Here is a 14,529-nt window from a genome sequence, read left to right as displayed (position 1 = left end):
ATGACGCCCGCGCCCTTCTCCGCCGATACGGAGGGCGTCACGCTCGCGGTGCGGCTGACCCCCAAGGCCGCGGGGGATGCCTTCGGCGAGGTGCTGGCGCTCCCTGACGGACGCTCCGCGCTGGCCGTCCGCATCGCCGCGCCGCCGGTGGAGGGCGCCGCCAACACCGCGCTGATCGCCTTCCTCGCGAAGTCGCTCGGCGTCAGGAAGGCCGATGTCGCGATCCGCTCCGGGGAGGCTTCGCGACTCAAGATCATCCGGGTTAGAGGCGACGGCCCCGCGCTCGCCGCGCGGCTCCAGTTGCTTTGCTCCGCCTGAAAGGATCGACCATGCCCCGCATCGCCTATGTGAACGGCGCCTACCTGCCGCTCGACGAGGCGCGCATCTCGGTGCTGGATCGCGGCTTCCTGTTCGCGGACGGCATCTATGAGGTGACGGCGGTGCTGGATGGCCGGCTGGTCGACAACGCCTCGCACCTCGCGCGGCTGGAGCGCTCCTGCGCGGAGATCGGCCTGACGCTGCCGGTGAGGATCGAGGAGATCACCGCGATCCAGCACGAGCTGATCGCCCGCAACGGCCTCACCGAGGGCGCCGTCTATCTCCAGGTGACGCGCGGCGCCGCCGATCGCGATTTCGTCGCGGCCGAGGGCATGACGCCAACGCTGGTGCTCTTCACGCAGACCAAGCGGATCACGGACTCGCCGGCCGCCGCGAAGGGCGTCGCGGTCTGCACGCTGCCCGACATCCGCTGGGCGCGCCGCGACATCAAGAGCGTCGCCCTCCTCGCGCAGGTGCTCGCCAAGCAGGAGGCCCATGCGCGCGGCTGCTTCGAGGCGTGGATGCTGGAGGACGGGCTCGTCACCGAAGGCTCCTCCTCGACCGCGTGGATTCTGACCGCTGACAACCGTCTCGTCACTCGCCCGCGCAGCCACAAGACGCTGCCCGGCTGCACCGCGCTCGCCATCGCCGCACTCGCCGCCGAGACGGGGATCGTGATCGAGGAACGCCCCTTCTCGCTCGACGAGGCGCTCGCCGCCCGCGAGGCTTTCATGAGCAGCGCCTCCACCTTGGTGCTGCCCATCGTTCGGATCGACGGCGCGCCCATCGGCGACGGGACGCCCGGCCCGGTCGCCACGCGACTGCGTCAGCTCTATCTTGAATTCGCGCGCCGCACCGCCACCTGAGGGCCTCCCGTACGCGTATCGGAGGAAGACCGATGACCGATCTTCGCCAGCCCAGCCTCTACATCCCGCACGGCGGCGGCCCCTGCTTCTTCATGGACGACCCGCGCGGCACATGGACCGGCATGGAGACCTTCCTCCGCACCCTCGCCGAGCGCCTGCCCGAACGGCCCAAGGCGATCCTGATCGTGTCCGGCCATTGGGAGACCGATGGCTTCGCCTTCACCGGCGGCGAGCGGCCCGAGCTGATCTACGACTATTACGGCTTCCCCCCGCACACCTATGAGCTGCGCTACGACGTGCCGGGCAGTCCGGCGCTTGCCGCCCATGCCGCCGCGCTGCTGCGCGAGGCAGGACTGCCCGCCGGCCTCGATTCCGCGCGCGGGCTGGATCATGGCGTGTTCGTGCCGCTGAAGGTCGCCTTCCCGGATGCGGACATCCCCGTCGTCGAGATGTCGGTGGACCGCAGCCTTGACCCCGCACTCCACATCGCGGCGGGCCGAGCGCTTGCCCCCCTGCGCGACGCGGGCGTGCTGATCGTGGGCGCAGGCATGAGCTTCCACAACATGCGCGGCTATGGCGATCCCCGCGCGACCGAACCCTCGCGCCGCTTCGACGCCTGGCTGGCCGACGCCGCGACCGGCACTGGCGTCGCACGCGAGGCCGCGCTGATCCGATGGAAGGACGCCCCCGATGCCGCCTATTCGCATCCGCGCGAGGAGCATCTCCTGCCGCTCATGGTTGCATCCGGCGCGAGCGAGGCTCACGGCGAGCATATTTATTCCGAGATCGTGATGCAGACGGCAATATCCGGCTTCCGCTTCGCCTGACCGGCTGCTCTAAAGGCGGGCATGTCGCTTGCCCGTCTCCCGCGCCTCGCGGCGCTCGCTTCCGCCCTTGCCCTCATCACCGCGACGCCCGCGCTGGCGTCGCCCGCCTATGACGCGGTCGATCCGATGATCGGCACGGGCGGCGAAGGCCATACCTTCCCCGGCGCCGTCGCCCCCTTCGGCATGGTACAGCTCTCGCCCGACACGGACACGACCTGCGAGATCCGCGCCTGCTACGGCCATGCCGCGGGCTATCGCTATTCGGACCCGACGATCCAGGGCTTCAGCCACACCCATTTCTCGGGCGCGGGGCATTCGGATCTCGGCGACTTCCTCGTCATGCCCGTCTCCGGCGACACCGTGGCCCTGGAGCCCGGCGACGCGACCAAGCCCGGCTCCGGCTACCGCTCGCGCTTCGACCATGCGACCGAGGTGGCACAGCCCGGCTATTACGCCGTGACGCTCGCCGGTCCGGGCGTGCGCGCCGAGATGACGGCGGGCACCCGCGTCGGCGTCCACCGCTATACCTTCCCCAAGGGCAAGGCGGCGCATCTGGTGCTCGACCTGCGCACCTCGCTCTACAATTATCCGGGCAAGGTGCTGTGGTCCTCGGTCCGCCTGCGGCCGGACGGCACCATCACCGGCGCGCGCGAGACGCGCGGCTGGGCGCCCGATCGCAAGCTCTATTTCGCGATACGCTTCTCCGCGCCGCTGAAGGATCATGCCTTCCTCAACACGGAAGAGAATATCCCCTACAAGGGCTTCCAGGGTCCGGGCCGTGGTAGCGATGCGCTCGCCGAGAAGCTGGGCAAGGCACTCGTCGCCCGCCTCGACTTCGGCCAACTCGACCAGCCGCTGGAAGTGAAGGTCGGCATCTCCTCGGTCGACGAGGCGGGCGCCATCGCCAATCTCGAGTCCGAGCCGGGCGACTTCGACGCCATCCGCGCCAAGACCAAGGCGGCATGGGAGCAGGCGCTCAACGCCGTCGATCTCGACGCCCCCGCGCCCATGAAGAAGAGCCTCTACACCGCGCTCTATCACTCGCTGATCGCGCCGTCGGTCGCGGGCGACGCGGACGGGCGCTGGCGCGGGCCGGACAATCAGGTCCATCAGGCGGACGGCTTCACCTTCCATTCGAGCTTCTCGCTGTGGGATACGTTCCGGGCCGAGCATCCGCTGCTCACCATCATCGAGCCCAAGCAGACCAACACCGACTTCATCCGCTCGCTAATCGAGAGCCAGAAGGTCAGCCCCGACGGCATCCTGCCCGTCTGGCAGTTCCAGGGCCGCGAGACGTGGTGCATGATCGGCTACCACGCCGTGCCCGTGATCGCCGACGCCTATCTCAAGGGCATCGACGGCTTCGATGTGGGCGATGCGCTGAAGGCCATGACCGCGAGCGCCACCTATGCGCCCTATGGGGGCCTCGGCGACTATATGAAGCTCGGCTACGTCCCCATCGACAAGGAGCCGGAAGCCGCCTCCAAGACGGTGGAATATGCCTTCGACGACTGGACCATCGCGCAGATGGCCAGGAAGGCCGGTCGCGCCGACATCGCCGCCACCTTCGACAAGCGCGCGCAGAACTGGCGCAATGGCTTCGACGCCAAGACCGGCTGGGTCCGCGCCCGCCTCTCCAACGGCAAGTTCCGCGAGCCCTTCGACCCGGTATCGATCAAGTACGGGTCGGACTACACCGAGGGCAATGCGTGGCAATATAGCTGGTTCATGCCGCAGGACGAGGGCGGGATGATCCGTCTGCTCGGCGGCGATGCGAAGACCGTCGCCAAGCTCGACGCCATGTTCGCCTATGACAATTCCAAGCTCGATTATTCGGGCTCGGAGGACATCGCCGGCCTCATCGGCCAGTATATCCATGGCAATGAGCCCAGCCACCACGTCGCTTATCTCTATAGCTATGCGGGCGCCCCGTGGCGGACGCAGGAACGGCTGAAGCAGATCGTCGACAGCCAGTACAAGCCCACCGAGGACGGCCTCGCCGGCAATGACGATCTGGGCCAGATGTCGGCCTGGCTCGTGTTCACGGGGCTCGGCTTCTATCCGGTGACGCCGGGCAGCCTCGAATATGTGATCGGCCGGCCGTTCGTGGATCATGCGACGCTGAACCTCCCCAACGGCAAGCAATTCAGCATCGTCACCGAGGGCCTGGGCGATGCGCATCCCTATATCGGCAAGGTGCTGCTGAACGGGCAGCCGCTCGCCAAGGGCTTCATCACCCACGCCCAGATCGAGGCGGGCGGCGAGCTGCGCTTCGTCATGTCCGCCACGCCCAACAAGACATGGGCCACGAAGAAAGCCGACCGCCCCTATTCGATGACGGGCTACTGAGCCTCGCCCGCGCGGCGAAGTTGACGCGAGTGACGCGCGATTTCGCCGCGCAGGGCGGGCCGGATCGACGCTGAGAAGGATCGAGCCGGCCGACCCTGACGGACGAAATCCCACATTGCTAGGCGGGCAGATGCAGGTGCGCCTCAAGGAAATCTAGGAACGCCCGCACCCGGAGCGACAGCCGTTCGTGCCCGACATAGAGGGCGTGGATGTCCTCCCCGTCCCCGGCGTTAAAGGCGTCGAGCACCGAGACCAGCCGTCCGGCCGCAAGGTCGGGGGCGGCATGGAAGCGCCCCACCCGCGCAATGCCTCCGCCCGCCAGCGCCATCAGCCGCACCGCCTCGCCTGAGTTGCCGAGAAAGGCGCCTTCCACCGGCCGCTGCACCACCTTGCCGCCGATGCGGAAAGGCCAGCTATCCAGAGAGCGGCGGAAGCTGAAGGTGAGCAGCCGATGCCGATCGAGATCGTCCGGGTGGCGCGGCTCGCCGGCCTTTGCGAGATATTCCGGGCTCGCGACCAGCACCATCGCGCTCCGGCCCAGCTTCTTCGCCTTAAGCCGCGTGTCGCGCAACGGCCCGATGCGGATCGCGATGTCCGCCCGCTCCTCGACCAGATCGACCAGCGCGTCGTTCAGCGCCAGCTCCAGCGTCACCGCCGGATAGGCCTCCATGAAACGCGGCAGGATCGGGATCAGGTAGAGCGACCCGAACGGCACCGAGGCGTTGACCCGGAGCTTGCCGCGTGGCCCCTCCTGCGCATGGCCGATGCTCCGCTCGATCTCGTCGATCTCCGCCACCAGCCCGGCCACGCGGTCGCGATAGGCCTCGCCCTCCGCCGTCAGCGCCAGCGCACGGGTCGTCCGGCGGATCAGCACCACGCCCAGCCGCGCCTCCAGCCGCGCGATCGCCCGGCTGACGGCGGAGGGGGTCAGCCGCATCAGCCTGGCCGCCGTCGCGAAGCTGCCGCCCCGCGCCACCGCGAGGAAGGTCTCCATCTCGCCGATGCGATTGTCCATGCGCGCCCCGATCCGTGAATCCGATGCAATTCTATAGTGTGTTTCGACAGTCTAATCATCAATGCCGATCGAGCCCACTTTCGGCGACGAAACGAAGCAAGGAGCATCCCCCATGGATCTGCAATTGAAGGGCAAGACCGCGATCGTCACCGGCTCGACCGCCGGCATCGGCCTCGCCATCGCCGAGCGCCTCGCCGCCGAGGGCGTGGAGGTCACCATCACTGGCCGCAACCGGGCCAAGCTGGACGAGGCGGCCGCCCAGATCGCCAAGGTCGGCAAGGTGAACCCCGTGCTCGCCGATCCCGCCACCGCCGAGGGCGCCGCGACGCTGATCGCCGCCGTCCCGGACACCGACATCCTCGTCAACAATCTCGGCATCTACGAGGCCAAGGCCTTCACCGACATCACCGACGCCGACTGGCACCACTTCTTCGAGGTGAACGTCGTCTCGGGCGCCCGCCTCTCCCGCCACTACTTCCCCAAGATGCTGGAGAAGAACTGGGGCCGCGTGATCTTCATCTCGTCGGAAAGCTCGCTGATGATCCCGGCCGAGATGATCCACTACGGCATGACCAAGACCGCCCAGCTCTCGATCTCGCGCGGCCTCGCCGCCCAGACCACCGGCACCGGCGTGACGGTCAACTCGGTGTTGCCGGGGCCGACGCGCTCGGAGGGCATCGTCGACTTCATGCGCTCCACCGTCTCGAACGGCGATGCGCCGCAGGACGAAGTCGAGCAGCAGTTCTTCGAGGAGCTGCGTCCGCTCTCGCTGATCCGCCGCCTGATCGAGGCCGAGGAGATCGGCAACATGGTGGCCTTCCTCGCGAGCCCGCTGGCGGCCGTCACCAACGGCGCCGCGATCCGTGCCGAGGGTGGCATCGTCCCGACGATCGCCTGATCGCCACACACGAAAAGGGCCTCGCTCCGGTTTGGAGCGAGGCCCTTTTTTTTGCGCCTTGATGATCGAAGGGCGATCAGTCGCCCATCGGCATCGCCATCGAGGCCGGCATCATGTTGGCGTTCATGTTGTGCATGACCCAGAGCGAGCCGCCGAGAACGATGCCCAGCACGAAGATGGTGAAGACCAGCGCCTGGAAGGTCCAGCGGTCGGTCTTGCCGTTGATGTGCAGGAAGTAGCGCAGGTGGACCAGGATCTGGATCACCGCCGCGCCCATGATGAGCGCCACGGCCTGCGAGCCATGGACCAGCCCCTTCATCACCGCGCCGAACGGGATGACCGTCAGCACCACCGCCAGCACGAAGCCGACGAGGTAGGAGCCGGCGCCCCCATGATCGTGGGAAGCGTGCGAGTTGTGCGCGCTCATGCCGAAACTCCCATCAGATAGACGAGGCTGAAGACGCCGATCCACACGACGTCGAGGAAGTGCCAGAACAGCGACAGGCAGGTCAGGCGACGGATGTTCGTCTCGGTCAGACCACGACGGGCAACCTGGACGAGCATCACCGTCATCCAGACGAGGCCCGAGGTGACGTGCAGCCCGTGCGTGCCGACCAGCGCGAAGAAGGACGACAGCCAGCCCGAACGCTGCGGGCCGGCGCCCTCGGCGATCAGCTTGGCGAACTCATGCACTTCCATGCCGATGAAGCCGAGGCCGAACAGCGCGGTGACAACCAGCCAGCCCATGGCCGCGCCCTTGTTGCCCCTGTGCGCGCCGATCATGGCGAAGCCATAGGTGATCGACGAGAAGAGCAGCAGCGCCGTCTCGACCGCCACATAGGGCAGGTCGAAGATGGTCTGCGGGGTCGGGCCGCCGGCGAAGGCGGTCGACATCACGGCGTAGGTCGCGAACAGGCCGGAGAAGATCACGCAGTCCGACATCAGGTACAGCCAGAAACCAAGCTGGACCGTACCGAACTGGTCGTGATGCTCCTCGTGGTGGTCGTGATGACCACCGTGGGCGGTGATGGTGGCGCTGGTCATGTCAGGCAGCCTTGGCGATGGCGTGGCGACCTTCGATCTCCGCCACTTCCTCGGCGGGGACGTAATAGTCGCGATCCTCGTTGAACGAATGGACGATGGCGCAGCCGACAATGCTCAGGAAGCTCAGCGCGGCGAGCCACCAGATATGCCAGATCAGCGCGAAGCCCAGCGGGATGGTCATGATCCCGATCACGAAACCCGCCCAGGTGTTGCGCGGCATGTGGATCGGCTGGAACACCTCCGGCAGCGGCGAGATGCCCTTCTTCTTCATGTCGAGCCAGGCGTCGAGAGCCTCGACCTTCGGCGTCTTCGCGAAGTTGTAGAAGGGCGGCGGCGACGAGGTCGCCCACTCGAGCGTGCGGCCGTTCCACGGATCGCCGGTCAGGTCACGGTTCTGCTCGCGGTCGCGGATCGAGACGACAAGCTGCGTGATCTGGAAGACGATGCCGAGCAGGATCAGCCCCGCGCCGGCGCAAGCGACGACGAAGTAGGGCTGCCAGGCCAGGTCCGCATAATGCTGGAGGCGACGGGTCGCACCCATGAAGCCCAGCGCATAGATCGGCATGAACGCGACGTAGAAGCCGACGATCCAGCACCAGAAGGCGGCCTTGCCGAGCTTCTCGTTGAGGTGGAAGCCAAAGGCCTTCGGGAACCAGTAGTTCATCGCCGCGAAGCAGCCGAACACCACGCCGCCAATGATCACGTTATGGAAGTGCGCGATCAGGAACAGCGAGTTGTGGAGCACGAAGTCCGCGCCCGGGAGCGCGAGCATCACGCCGGTCATGCCGCCGATGACGAAGGTGAGCATGAAGCCGATCGTCCACATCACGGGCACGGTCATGCGGACGCGGCCCTTGTACATGGTGAACAGCCAGTTGAAGATCTTCACGCCCGTCGGGATCGAGATCAGCATCGTGGTGATGCCGAAGAACGCATTGACGTTCGCGCCCGAGCCCATGGTGAAGAAGTGGTGCAGCCACACGAGGAAGCTGGCGCCGGCGATACCCATGGTCGCGAAGACCATGCCCTTGTAGCCGAACAGCGGTTTGCCCGAGAAGGTCGCGACGATTTCCGAGAACGCACCAAAGGCCGGGATGACGAGGATGTACACCTCGGGGTGACCCCACATCCAGATCAGGTTGATGTAGTTCATGGGGTTGCCGCCCATGTCGTTCGTGAAGAAGTGGAAGCCGAGGTAACGGTCGAGCGACAGCAGCGCGAGGCAGACGGTCAGGATCGGGAACGCCGCGATGATCAGCATGTTGGTGCAGAGCGTCGTCCAGGTGAACACCGGCATCTTCATCAGATCCATGCCCGGGGCACGCATCTTGAGGATGGTCGCGATGAAGTTCACGCCGGCGAGCGTCGTGCCGATGCCCGAGATCTGGAGCGCCCAGATATAATAATCGACGCCCACGCCCGGCGAGAAGCTCAGCTCCGACAGCGGCGGATAGGCGAGCCAGCCGGTGCGCGCGAACTCACCGATGGCGAGCGAGGCGTTGACCAGCATCGCACCCGACACGGTCAGCCAGAAGCTGAGCGAGTTCAAGTACGGGAAGGCCACGTCGCGCGCGCCGATCTGGAGCGGCACCACCACGTTCATCAGGCCGATGACGAAGGGCATCGCCATGAAGAAGATCATGATGACGCCGTGCGCCGTGAACACCTGGTCGAAGTGCGACGGGGGCAGATAGCCATGCGCGCCGCCGGCGGCGAGCGCCTGCTGGCTGCGCATCATCAGCGCGTCCGCGAAGCCGCGCAGCAGCATCACCATCGCGAGGATGATGTACATGATGCCGATCTTCTTGTGGTCGACCGACGTCAGCCAGTCGCGCCACAGCGGCAGCCAGAAGTTGGTCTTGTGGATGGCATAGACCACCGCAAGGCCGGTGAGGCCCATGAAGGCCGTCGCACCCATGATGATGGGTTCGTGGAGGGGCAGCGACTCAAGCGTCAGCCTGCCGAAAAGGAGACTCATATCCATCGGGATCAATCCTGCTGCGCCGGGGACGGCATCTGCATGGAGCTCATCTGCGCGGTGGCCTCGCCGGCCTTGTGCGCATTGCCGTGCATGTCCTGCATCACCACGGCGTCGAACAGCTTGGGCGCCACCATGCCGTACAGACGGACGGGGTCGGCCTCGCTGGGCTTTTCCAGGGCGGCGTAACCGGCGGCGTCGAGGCGGGCCGGGCTCGCCTTGGCGCTGTCGATCCACTTCTGGAAGCCGGCGGCGTCCAACGCCTTCGCCTGGAAGCGCATGTCGGCGAAACCGTCACCGGAGAAGTTGGCCGAGATGCCCTTATAGGTGCCCGGCCGGTCGGCGATGAGGTTGAGCTGGGTCTGCATCCCCGCCATCGAGTAGATCTGGCTACCGAGCTGCGGGATGAAGAAGCTGTTCATCACCGAGGAAGAGGTGATCTTGAAGTGGACGGGGCGGCCCACCGGCATGGCCATCTCGTTCACCGAGGCGACGCCATATTCCGGGTAGATGAACAGCCACTTCCAATCCATCGAGACGACCTCGACCTCGACCGCCTTCTGGTTCGAAGCGATCGGGCGATAGGGGTCCAGCGTGTGGCTCGTGCGCCAGCAGATCACCGCGAGCGTGGCGACGATCAGCGCCGGGATCGTCCACACGACGATCTCGATCTTGGTCGAGTGCGACCACTCGGGCGCATAATCGGCCGCGAGGTTGGTCGAGCGGTAGCGCCACGCAAAGGCGACGATCATAATCATCACGGGGATGACCACGATCAGCATGAACATGGTCGCCCATGCCAGCGTGGAAAGGTTCTGGACGCCGATGCTGCCGGCGGGATCGAGCACGTCCCAGGAGCATCCGCTCAGCATCGTCATGGGGGCGAGCAACGCCAGCCCTGCAAGCCTGCGCAAAGTGCGTTCGTTCATGTCCACTATCTACAGAAGCGTTGATGGGGAAGGACGAGGCGCTTGCGCGCGCGTCCGGGTGGCGACTCCAAGGTCGTTGCCGCGAACGAGCGCGCAGCTATGGCGCGGCGAGCATCTTGCCCGCGGCGCAACTCTGACGCACTTGGTCCATGGGCCGCGCCCGTGGGCCTTCTCCATCGAAATTTCAATTCACCTTTCTGCATTGCAGCGTGCGCAATTTGCACTTGCCAGTACGGCATCGTGCATTTGGCCCGATCCATTCGACGGGAACGCTCCGGAAAATTTCCGCCGTCCGCCGATCGGGAGACAACGGTGACATTTTTGCCTGTGCAAATCGCGTTCGAACTGATTCGCGACGGGGCCGGAACAGCTTTTGGCTGATTCACGCCATTTGTGACGGAGGTGACAGTCATCACGAATTAGCAGACACTTCGATGTGGGTAGACGACCCCGAAAAATCGGTCGCACCCACAGAGGAGAGGAGAAGAACGTGGGTCGAAGGACTAACACCAACGTTCAACTGTCCGCCGTTCTGCTGGTCGGATTGGGATTCATTGTTGCAGGTGCGTTCGTCCCCGACGAGGAAACCATCGCTTTGGGGCTATTCCTGATGCTGGCGGCCTCGGCTGTGCTGATGGGTCTCAACTGGCCGAAACCGCGCCCGTCCAATCTCGTCTCGATGGCCGCCTTCCGGCAGGCTCGTCAGCGACAAAACCCGCCTTCACCGGATCGGCGCACCGCCCTGATCGGGTAAGGCCCGCCGGATCAGCCTGCGCGCTTCGCGGGCCAGTTCGATCGACAGGCCGTGCGCCGAAAGCTCGGTGCGCTTGACGTCGATCAGCGTGATCTCGCCGGCCGCCGCCAGCGTGTGCATCCCCTCCCCGTAAGGCGCGAAGCCCGCGGGGATGGGGATCGCATCGCCGGCACGCGTCTCCACGCGCTCCGTGTCGAGCCGGTCGAAGAAGAGCGGCCGGATCGCACCGCCATAGGTGTGCGTGCAGTCCTGCACCGGCAGCATCGGCACGCCGCCGACCAGCGCCACTGCCCCGCCCGGCCGCGCGCTCGCCCGGTCCTGTCGCACGGGGTTGCCGGGATGCATCCGCCATGGCCCGGCCAGCCGCTCGGTGAAGGCGATGTGGAGCCGGCCCACCTTGTCTGCCGCGTTCGTCGCCGGGCAGTAGAAGAGCCACCACAGGCCGCCGTGGAAGAAGGGTGTGGCGTCCACCGGCACATGGTCCAGCTCGATCCGGTGCGCGGGCTCCCAGCGATGGGGGAACTCCGCTGCACGATAGAGGGTCAGCCCGCCCGATCGATGCGCCTCGGGCAGCATCCACGTCTCGCCGTCCGCCTCCCACGCGATCGGATAGGAGAGATGCCAGGGCTCGACCAGCGCGGGCCCGCGATCGATCAGGCTGAGGTCCCGCGAATAGGTCAGCACCTCGATCGCGCCGATACGGTCGCGATAATCATAGGTCTCGACAAAGACATGCAGCCGGTCGTTGCGCCACAGTCCGAACGGATCGGCGAGGAAGCGGAACGCCCCCGTCGGCGGCAGCCAGGTGACCGGCAGCCCCTCGATCGAGCCTCGCGTCACGATCTCCGCGATCGGTGCGCCGACGATCGCCGGCCGCCAGATATCCTTGCGCAAACCCACCGCACATCCTCCTGCCGCCTGCGCCTACACCGGGGGACGGGCGTCGGCCATGCCTTGCCAAGCCGGCGCCCCCGCAAATTCGGCGTTGACGATGTCGCTCCGACCGTGGCACTTGGCCCGCGAGCCGAGAGGCTTCTCCGGCGGTGCCGAGGCGCCGCTGTCGCGGGTGTAGCTCAATGGTAGAGCAGAAGCTTCCCAAGCTTACGACGAGGGTTCGATTCCCTTCACCCGCTCCACGGCCGACGCCTAAATCCCGCCGATAACCGCCTGATAGCTCTCCTCGCCGAGCGCCGTGACCAATGCCTCGGCGCAGCGGTCGAGCAGTTCCTGCTCGGTCGAGCGGATGACGAAATTGGCGCCCACTTTCCCCTCGCGGAAGAAGGGATAGCTGCCGATCTGGCAGCCGGCATGGCCGCGCTCCGTCTCGCGGAGCAACTCGGCCACCTCGCTCTCCGGCACCCAGCAGCCGATCACGGTCGAGAGCAGCGGGCGACCGCCCTCCAGCGTGCCGGTCAGCGCGTCGATCATCTGGGCGGCGATATGCGGCACGCCGGCAAGGATGAAGATGTTGCCGAGCCGGATGCCCGGCGCGCCCGACATGCGGTTCTCGATCAGCTCGGCCCCCGCCGGCACGCGCGCCATGCGCAGCCGCGCCTCGGTCAGCCCGCCGCGGGTGGCATAATACTCCTCCAGCACGGCGCGGGCGCGGGGATGGATCACCACCTCCAGCCCGAGAGCCGCCGCGATCGCCTCGACCGTGATGTCGTCGTGCGTCGGGCCGATGCCGCCCGTCGTGAAGAGATAATCGTGCCGCGCCTTGAGCGCCGTCACCGCCTCGCCGATCGCCGCCATATCGTCCGCCACGATGCGGACCTCGGCCAGCCGGATGCCCTGGAGGTTCAGCCACAGCCCGATCTGCGCGACGTTGCGATCCGGCGTGCGGCCCGACAGGATCTCGTCGCCGATCACCACGAGGCCGGCGGTCCAGATGCGCGTATCGTCCATCGCGGCACGGCATAGCGCTTGGGCGTCCCAAGCGCTATATGGGGCCTCATGACCAGCTATGTTTCCGTGACCGCCGACGACTTCATCGAACGAGACGGCGCCATCAAGCTCTACGACGCCACAGGCTTCGAGGGCATGCGCAAGGCAGGCCGCCTGGCCGCCGAAATCCTCGACGCGCTCGTGCCGCATGTCGTCCCCGGCGTCACCACCGAGGCGCTCGACGACATCGTTCGCCGCATGACGCTGGACGGCGGTGCCGTGCCCGCGACACTCGGCTATCGCGGCTATACCAAGAGCTGCTGCATCTCGATCAACCATGTCGTCTGCCATGGCATTCCCGGCCCGAAGGCGCTCAAGGAAGGCGACATCATCAACATCGACGTGACGCCGATGCTCGACGGCTGGCACGGCGACACGAGCCGCATGTTTCTGGTGGGCGACGTGCCGATCAAGGCGAAGCGCCTCGTCGACGTGACCTATGAGTCGCTGATGCTCGGCATCGAGCAGGCGAAGCCCGGCAACCATCTCGGCGACGTCAGCCACGCGATCCAGACCCATGCCGAGAAGCACCGCTACGGCGTGGTCCGCGATTTCTGCGGGCACGGCGTCGGCCGCGTCTTCCACGATGCGCCGGAAGTGGTGCATGTCGGCAAGCCCGGCACCGGCCCGGAGCTGAAGCCCGGCATGATCTTCACCATCGAGCCGATGATCAACATCGGCCGCCCGGACGTGAAGATGCTCGACGACGGCTGGACGGCGGTGACGCGCGATCGCACGCTGTCGGCGCAATTCGAACATTCGATCGGCATCACTGAAACCGGATGCGAGATTTTCACGAAGAGTCCTGCGGGGCTGGATCATCCGCCCTACGCCTGATCCGCGTTCGTCGTCTTGCCAACAGGAGTTTCCGCGTCATGAAGCTGTCGCTCGTCCCGGCGCTTGCCGCTCTCGCCCTCTGCACCGCGCCGGCCTTCGCCGCGCTGTCGGTGGGTGCTGCGGCTCCGACCTTCTCCACGCAGGCGAGCCTCGCCGGCAAGGAAATGCCCTTCGATCTCGCCAAGGCGCTGAAGAAGGGGCCGGTCGTGCTCTATTTCTATCCGGCGGCCTTCACCACCGGCTGCACGATCGAGGCGCATGACTTCGCGGAGGCCACCGACGGCTTCAAGAAGCTCGGCGCGACCGTGATCGGCGTGTCGGCGGACCCGATCGAGGTGCTCGACAAATTCTCGGTGAGCGAGTGCCGCAACAAGTTCGCGGTCGCCTCGGCGACGCCGCAGATGATCGCGGACTATGACGTGAAGCTCGCCACCTCGGCGCGCTCGAACCGCACGTCCTATGTGATCGCGCCCGACGGCAAGATCATCTTCGCCTACTCGGCGATGGACCCGGCCGGCCATGTCCAGAAGACGATGGATGCCGTGAAGGCCTGGAAGGCCGCCCACCCGAAGAAGAGCTGACCTCTGACATCCTCCCCGGTTCGCCGGGGAGGGGGACCAGCCGAAGGCTGGTGGAGGGGTTTTCGCGCGGGCCCTGCCNCNCNCNCNCGCGCGCCGCCGCCGCCGCCGCCGCGCGCGCGCGCGCGCGCGCGCGCGCGCGCGCGCGCGCGCGCGCGCGCGCGCGCGCGCGCGCGCGCGCGCGCGCGCGCG

15 protein-coding genes and 1 tRNA gene are annotated in these 14,529 nt (G+C 66.6%); 9 read left to right on the top strand and 7 right to left on the bottom strand.

Features of this window, described 5'->3' with window-relative positions; translation table 11 throughout:
* From ST3T6A_RS0117775 to ST3T6A_RS0117760, 4 genes are read left to right on the top strand one after another with little or no spacing between them, the layout of a single operon-like run.
* On the top strand, window positions 1-318 hold the full coding sequence (locus ST3T6A_RS0117775) for a DUF167 domain-containing protein (RefSeq protein ID WP_019834311.1): 318 nt from the start codon (window positions 1-3) through the stop codon (window positions 316-318).
* A gap of 11 nt (window positions 319-329) precedes the next feature.
* The gene (locus ST3T6A_RS0117770; RefSeq protein WP_019834310.1) at window positions 330-1,184 is read left to right on the top strand and encodes a D-amino-acid transaminase; all 855 of its coding nucleotides are present in this window, start codon (window positions 330-332) and stop codon (window positions 1,182-1,184) included.
* Between the two features lie 32 nt (window positions 1,185-1,216).
* Complete coding sequence (locus ST3T6A_RS0117765) at window positions 1,217-2,011, top strand: DODA-type extradiol aromatic ring-opening family dioxygenase (RefSeq protein ID WP_019834309.1); 795 nt, start codon at window positions 1,217-1,219, stop codon at window positions 2,009-2,011.
* 21 nt (window positions 2,012-2,032) lie between these two features.
* Entirely contained in the window at window positions 2,033-4,360 is a 2,328-nt protein-coding gene (locus tag ST3T6A_RS0117760) for a GH92 family glycosyl hydrolase (protein ID WP_019834308.1), read from the top strand.
* 118 nt (window positions 4,361-4,478) lie between these two features.
* Here ST3T6A_RS0117760 and ST3T6A_RS0117755 read toward each other — a convergent pair whose 3' ends face one another.
* Entirely contained in the window at window positions 4,479-5,375 is an 897-nt protein-coding gene (locus ST3T6A_RS0117755) for a LysR family transcriptional regulator (protein WP_019834307.1), read from the bottom strand.
* Window positions 5,376-5,487: 112 nt separating this feature from the next.
* On the opposite strand from ST3T6A_RS0117755, the gene ST3T6A_RS0117750 reads away from it, so the two are divergent.
* Window positions 5,488-6,273: an SDR family NAD(P)-dependent oxidoreductase gene (locus ST3T6A_RS0117750; RefSeq protein ID WP_019834306.1), complete on the top strand. Its 786-nt coding sequence runs from the start codon at window positions 5,488-5,490 to the stop codon at window positions 6,271-6,273.
* A 76-nt stretch (window positions 6,274-6,349) separates the two neighbouring features.
* On the opposite strand, the gene cyoD is transcribed toward ST3T6A_RS0117750, so the two are convergent.
* The 4 genes from cyoD to cyoA are packed head-to-tail and all read right to left on the bottom strand — an operon-like array spanning window position 6,350 to window position 10,224.
* Window positions 6,350-6,700 (bottom strand): cytochrome o ubiquinol oxidase subunit IV, encoded by a 351-nt coding sequence (cyoD, locus tag ST3T6A_RS0117745; RefSeq protein ID WP_019834305.1) that lies wholly within the window; start codon window positions 6,698-6,700, stop codon window positions 6,350-6,352.
* A complete protein-coding gene (gene cyoC / locus ST3T6A_RS0117740) occupies window positions 6,697-7,317 on the bottom strand; it encodes a cytochrome o ubiquinol oxidase subunit III (RefSeq protein ID WP_019834304.1) in 621 nt (206 codons plus the stop codon). Before cyoC ends, cyoD begins: the two co-directional genes overlap by 4 nt.
* Window position 7,318: 1 nt before the next feature.
* Window positions 7,319-9,301 carry a cytochrome o ubiquinol oxidase subunit I gene (gene cyoB, locus ST3T6A_RS0117735; RefSeq protein WP_019834303.1) on the bottom strand — a complete coding sequence of 661 codons (1,983 nt, stop codon included), beginning with the start codon at window positions 9,299-9,301 and terminating at the stop codon, window positions 7,319-7,321.
* A gap of 5 nt (window positions 9,302-9,306) precedes the next feature.
* Complete coding sequence (gene cyoA / locus ST3T6A_RS20540; RefSeq protein WP_051103497.1) at window positions 9,307-10,224, bottom strand: ubiquinol oxidase subunit II; 918 nt, start codon at window positions 10,222-10,224, stop codon at window positions 9,307-9,309.
* A gap of 490 nt (window positions 10,225-10,714) precedes the next feature.
* Between cyoA and ST3T6A_RS21625 the strand changes: the two genes are divergently transcribed.
* Complete coding sequence (locus tag ST3T6A_RS21625; RefSeq protein WP_157602966.1) at window positions 10,715-10,978, top strand: hypothetical protein; 264 nt, start codon at window positions 10,715-10,717, stop codon at window positions 10,976-10,978.
* Here the strand turns inward: ST3T6A_RS21625 and ST3T6A_RS0117725 are convergent.
* Window positions 10,946-11,878 (bottom strand): glucosamine inositolphosphorylceramide transferase family protein, encoded by a 933-nt coding sequence (locus tag ST3T6A_RS0117725; protein ID WP_026359838.1) that lies wholly within the window; start codon window positions 11,876-11,878, stop codon window positions 10,946-10,948. The two genes, ST3T6A_RS21625 and ST3T6A_RS0117725, sit on opposite strands and share 33 nt — an antisense overlap.
* A gap of 162 nt (window positions 11,879-12,040) precedes the next feature.
* Here ST3T6A_RS0117725 and ST3T6A_RS0117720 point away from each other — a divergent pair.
* Window positions 12,041-12,114: transfer RNA gene (locus ST3T6A_RS0117720), tRNA-Gly, on the top strand.
* A 10-nt stretch (window positions 12,115-12,124) separates the two neighbouring features.
* Here the strand turns inward: ST3T6A_RS0117720 and ST3T6A_RS0117715 are convergent.
* A complete protein-coding gene (locus ST3T6A_RS0117715; protein ID WP_019834300.1) occupies window positions 12,125-12,883 on the bottom strand; it encodes a competence/damage-inducible protein A in 759 nt (252 codons plus the stop codon).
* Window positions 12,884-12,931: 48 nt separating this feature from the next.
* Here ST3T6A_RS0117715 and map point away from each other — a divergent pair, with 48 nt between their 5' ends.
* Both map and ST3T6A_RS0117705 read left to right on the top strand, forming a co-directional pair.
* Complete coding sequence (gene map / locus ST3T6A_RS0117710; RefSeq protein ID WP_019834299.1) at window positions 12,932-13,759, top strand: type I methionyl aminopeptidase; 828 nt, start codon at window positions 12,932-12,934, stop codon at window positions 13,757-13,759.
* 38 nt (window positions 13,760-13,797) lie between these two features.
* Window positions 13,798-14,340 (top strand): peroxiredoxin, encoded by a 543-nt coding sequence (locus ST3T6A_RS0117705; protein ID WP_019834298.1) that lies wholly within the window; start codon window positions 13,798-13,800, stop codon window positions 14,338-14,340.
* The last annotated feature ends 189 nt before the right edge of the window (window positions 14,341-14,529 follow it).

This window comes from Sphingomonas sp. PR090111-T3T-6A (genome assembly GCF_000383095.1).
GTDB lineage: Bacteria > Pseudomonadota > Alphaproteobacteria > Sphingomonadales > Sphingomonadaceae > Solisphingomonas.
Note: the sequence above shows the minus strand (reverse complement) of the source record. Positions and strands in the feature narration are given on the sequence as shown.

Coding starts and splice junctions, on each gene's coding strand:
- ST3T6A_RS0117765 (WP_019834309.1), top strand. CDS start 1,217: ATGACCGATCTTCGCCAGCCCAGCCTCTACATCCCGCACGGCGGCGGC.
- ST3T6A_RS0117755 (WP_019834307.1), bottom strand. CDS start 5,375: ATGGACAATCGCATCGGCGAGATGGAGACCTTCCTCGCGGTGGCGCGG.
- ST3T6A_RS0117715 (WP_019834300.1), bottom strand. CDS start 12,883: ATGGACGATACGCGCATCTGGACCGCCGGCCTCGTGGTGATCGGCGAC.
- ST3T6A_RS0117750 (WP_019834306.1), top strand. CDS start 5,488: ATGGATCTGCAATTGAAGGGCAAGACCGCGATCGTCACCGGCTCGACC.
- cyoA (WP_051103497.1), bottom strand. CDS start 10,224: ATGAACGAACGCACTTTGCGCAGGCTTGCAGGGCTGGCGTTGCTCGCC.
- ST3T6A_RS0117775 (WP_019834311.1), top strand. CDS start 1: ATGACGCCCGCGCCCTTCTCCGCCGATACGGAGGGCGTCACGCTCGCG.
- cyoB (WP_019834303.1), bottom strand. CDS start 9,301: ATGGATATGAGTCTCCTTTTCGGCAGGCTGACGCTTGAGTCGCTGCCC.
- map (WP_019834299.1), top strand. CDS start 12,932: ATGACCAGCTATGTTTCCGTGACCGCCGACGACTTCATCGAACGAGAC.
- ST3T6A_RS0117770 (WP_019834310.1), top strand. CDS start 330: ATGCCCCGCATCGCCTATGTGAACGGCGCCTACCTGCCGCTCGACGAG.
- cyoC (WP_019834304.1), bottom strand. CDS start 7,317: ATGACCAGCGCCACCATCACCGCCCACGGTGGTCATCACGACCACCAC.
- ST3T6A_RS0117705 (WP_019834298.1), top strand. CDS start 13,798: ATGAAGCTGTCGCTCGTCCCGGCGCTTGCCGCTCTCGCCCTCTGCACC.
- cyoD (WP_019834305.1), bottom strand. CDS start 6,700: ATGAGCGCGCACAACTCGCACGCTTCCCACGATCATGGGGGCGCCGGC.
- ST3T6A_RS0117760 (WP_019834308.1), top strand. CDS start 2,033: ATGTCGCTTGCCCGTCTCCCGCGCCTCGCGGCGCTCGCTTCCGCCCTT.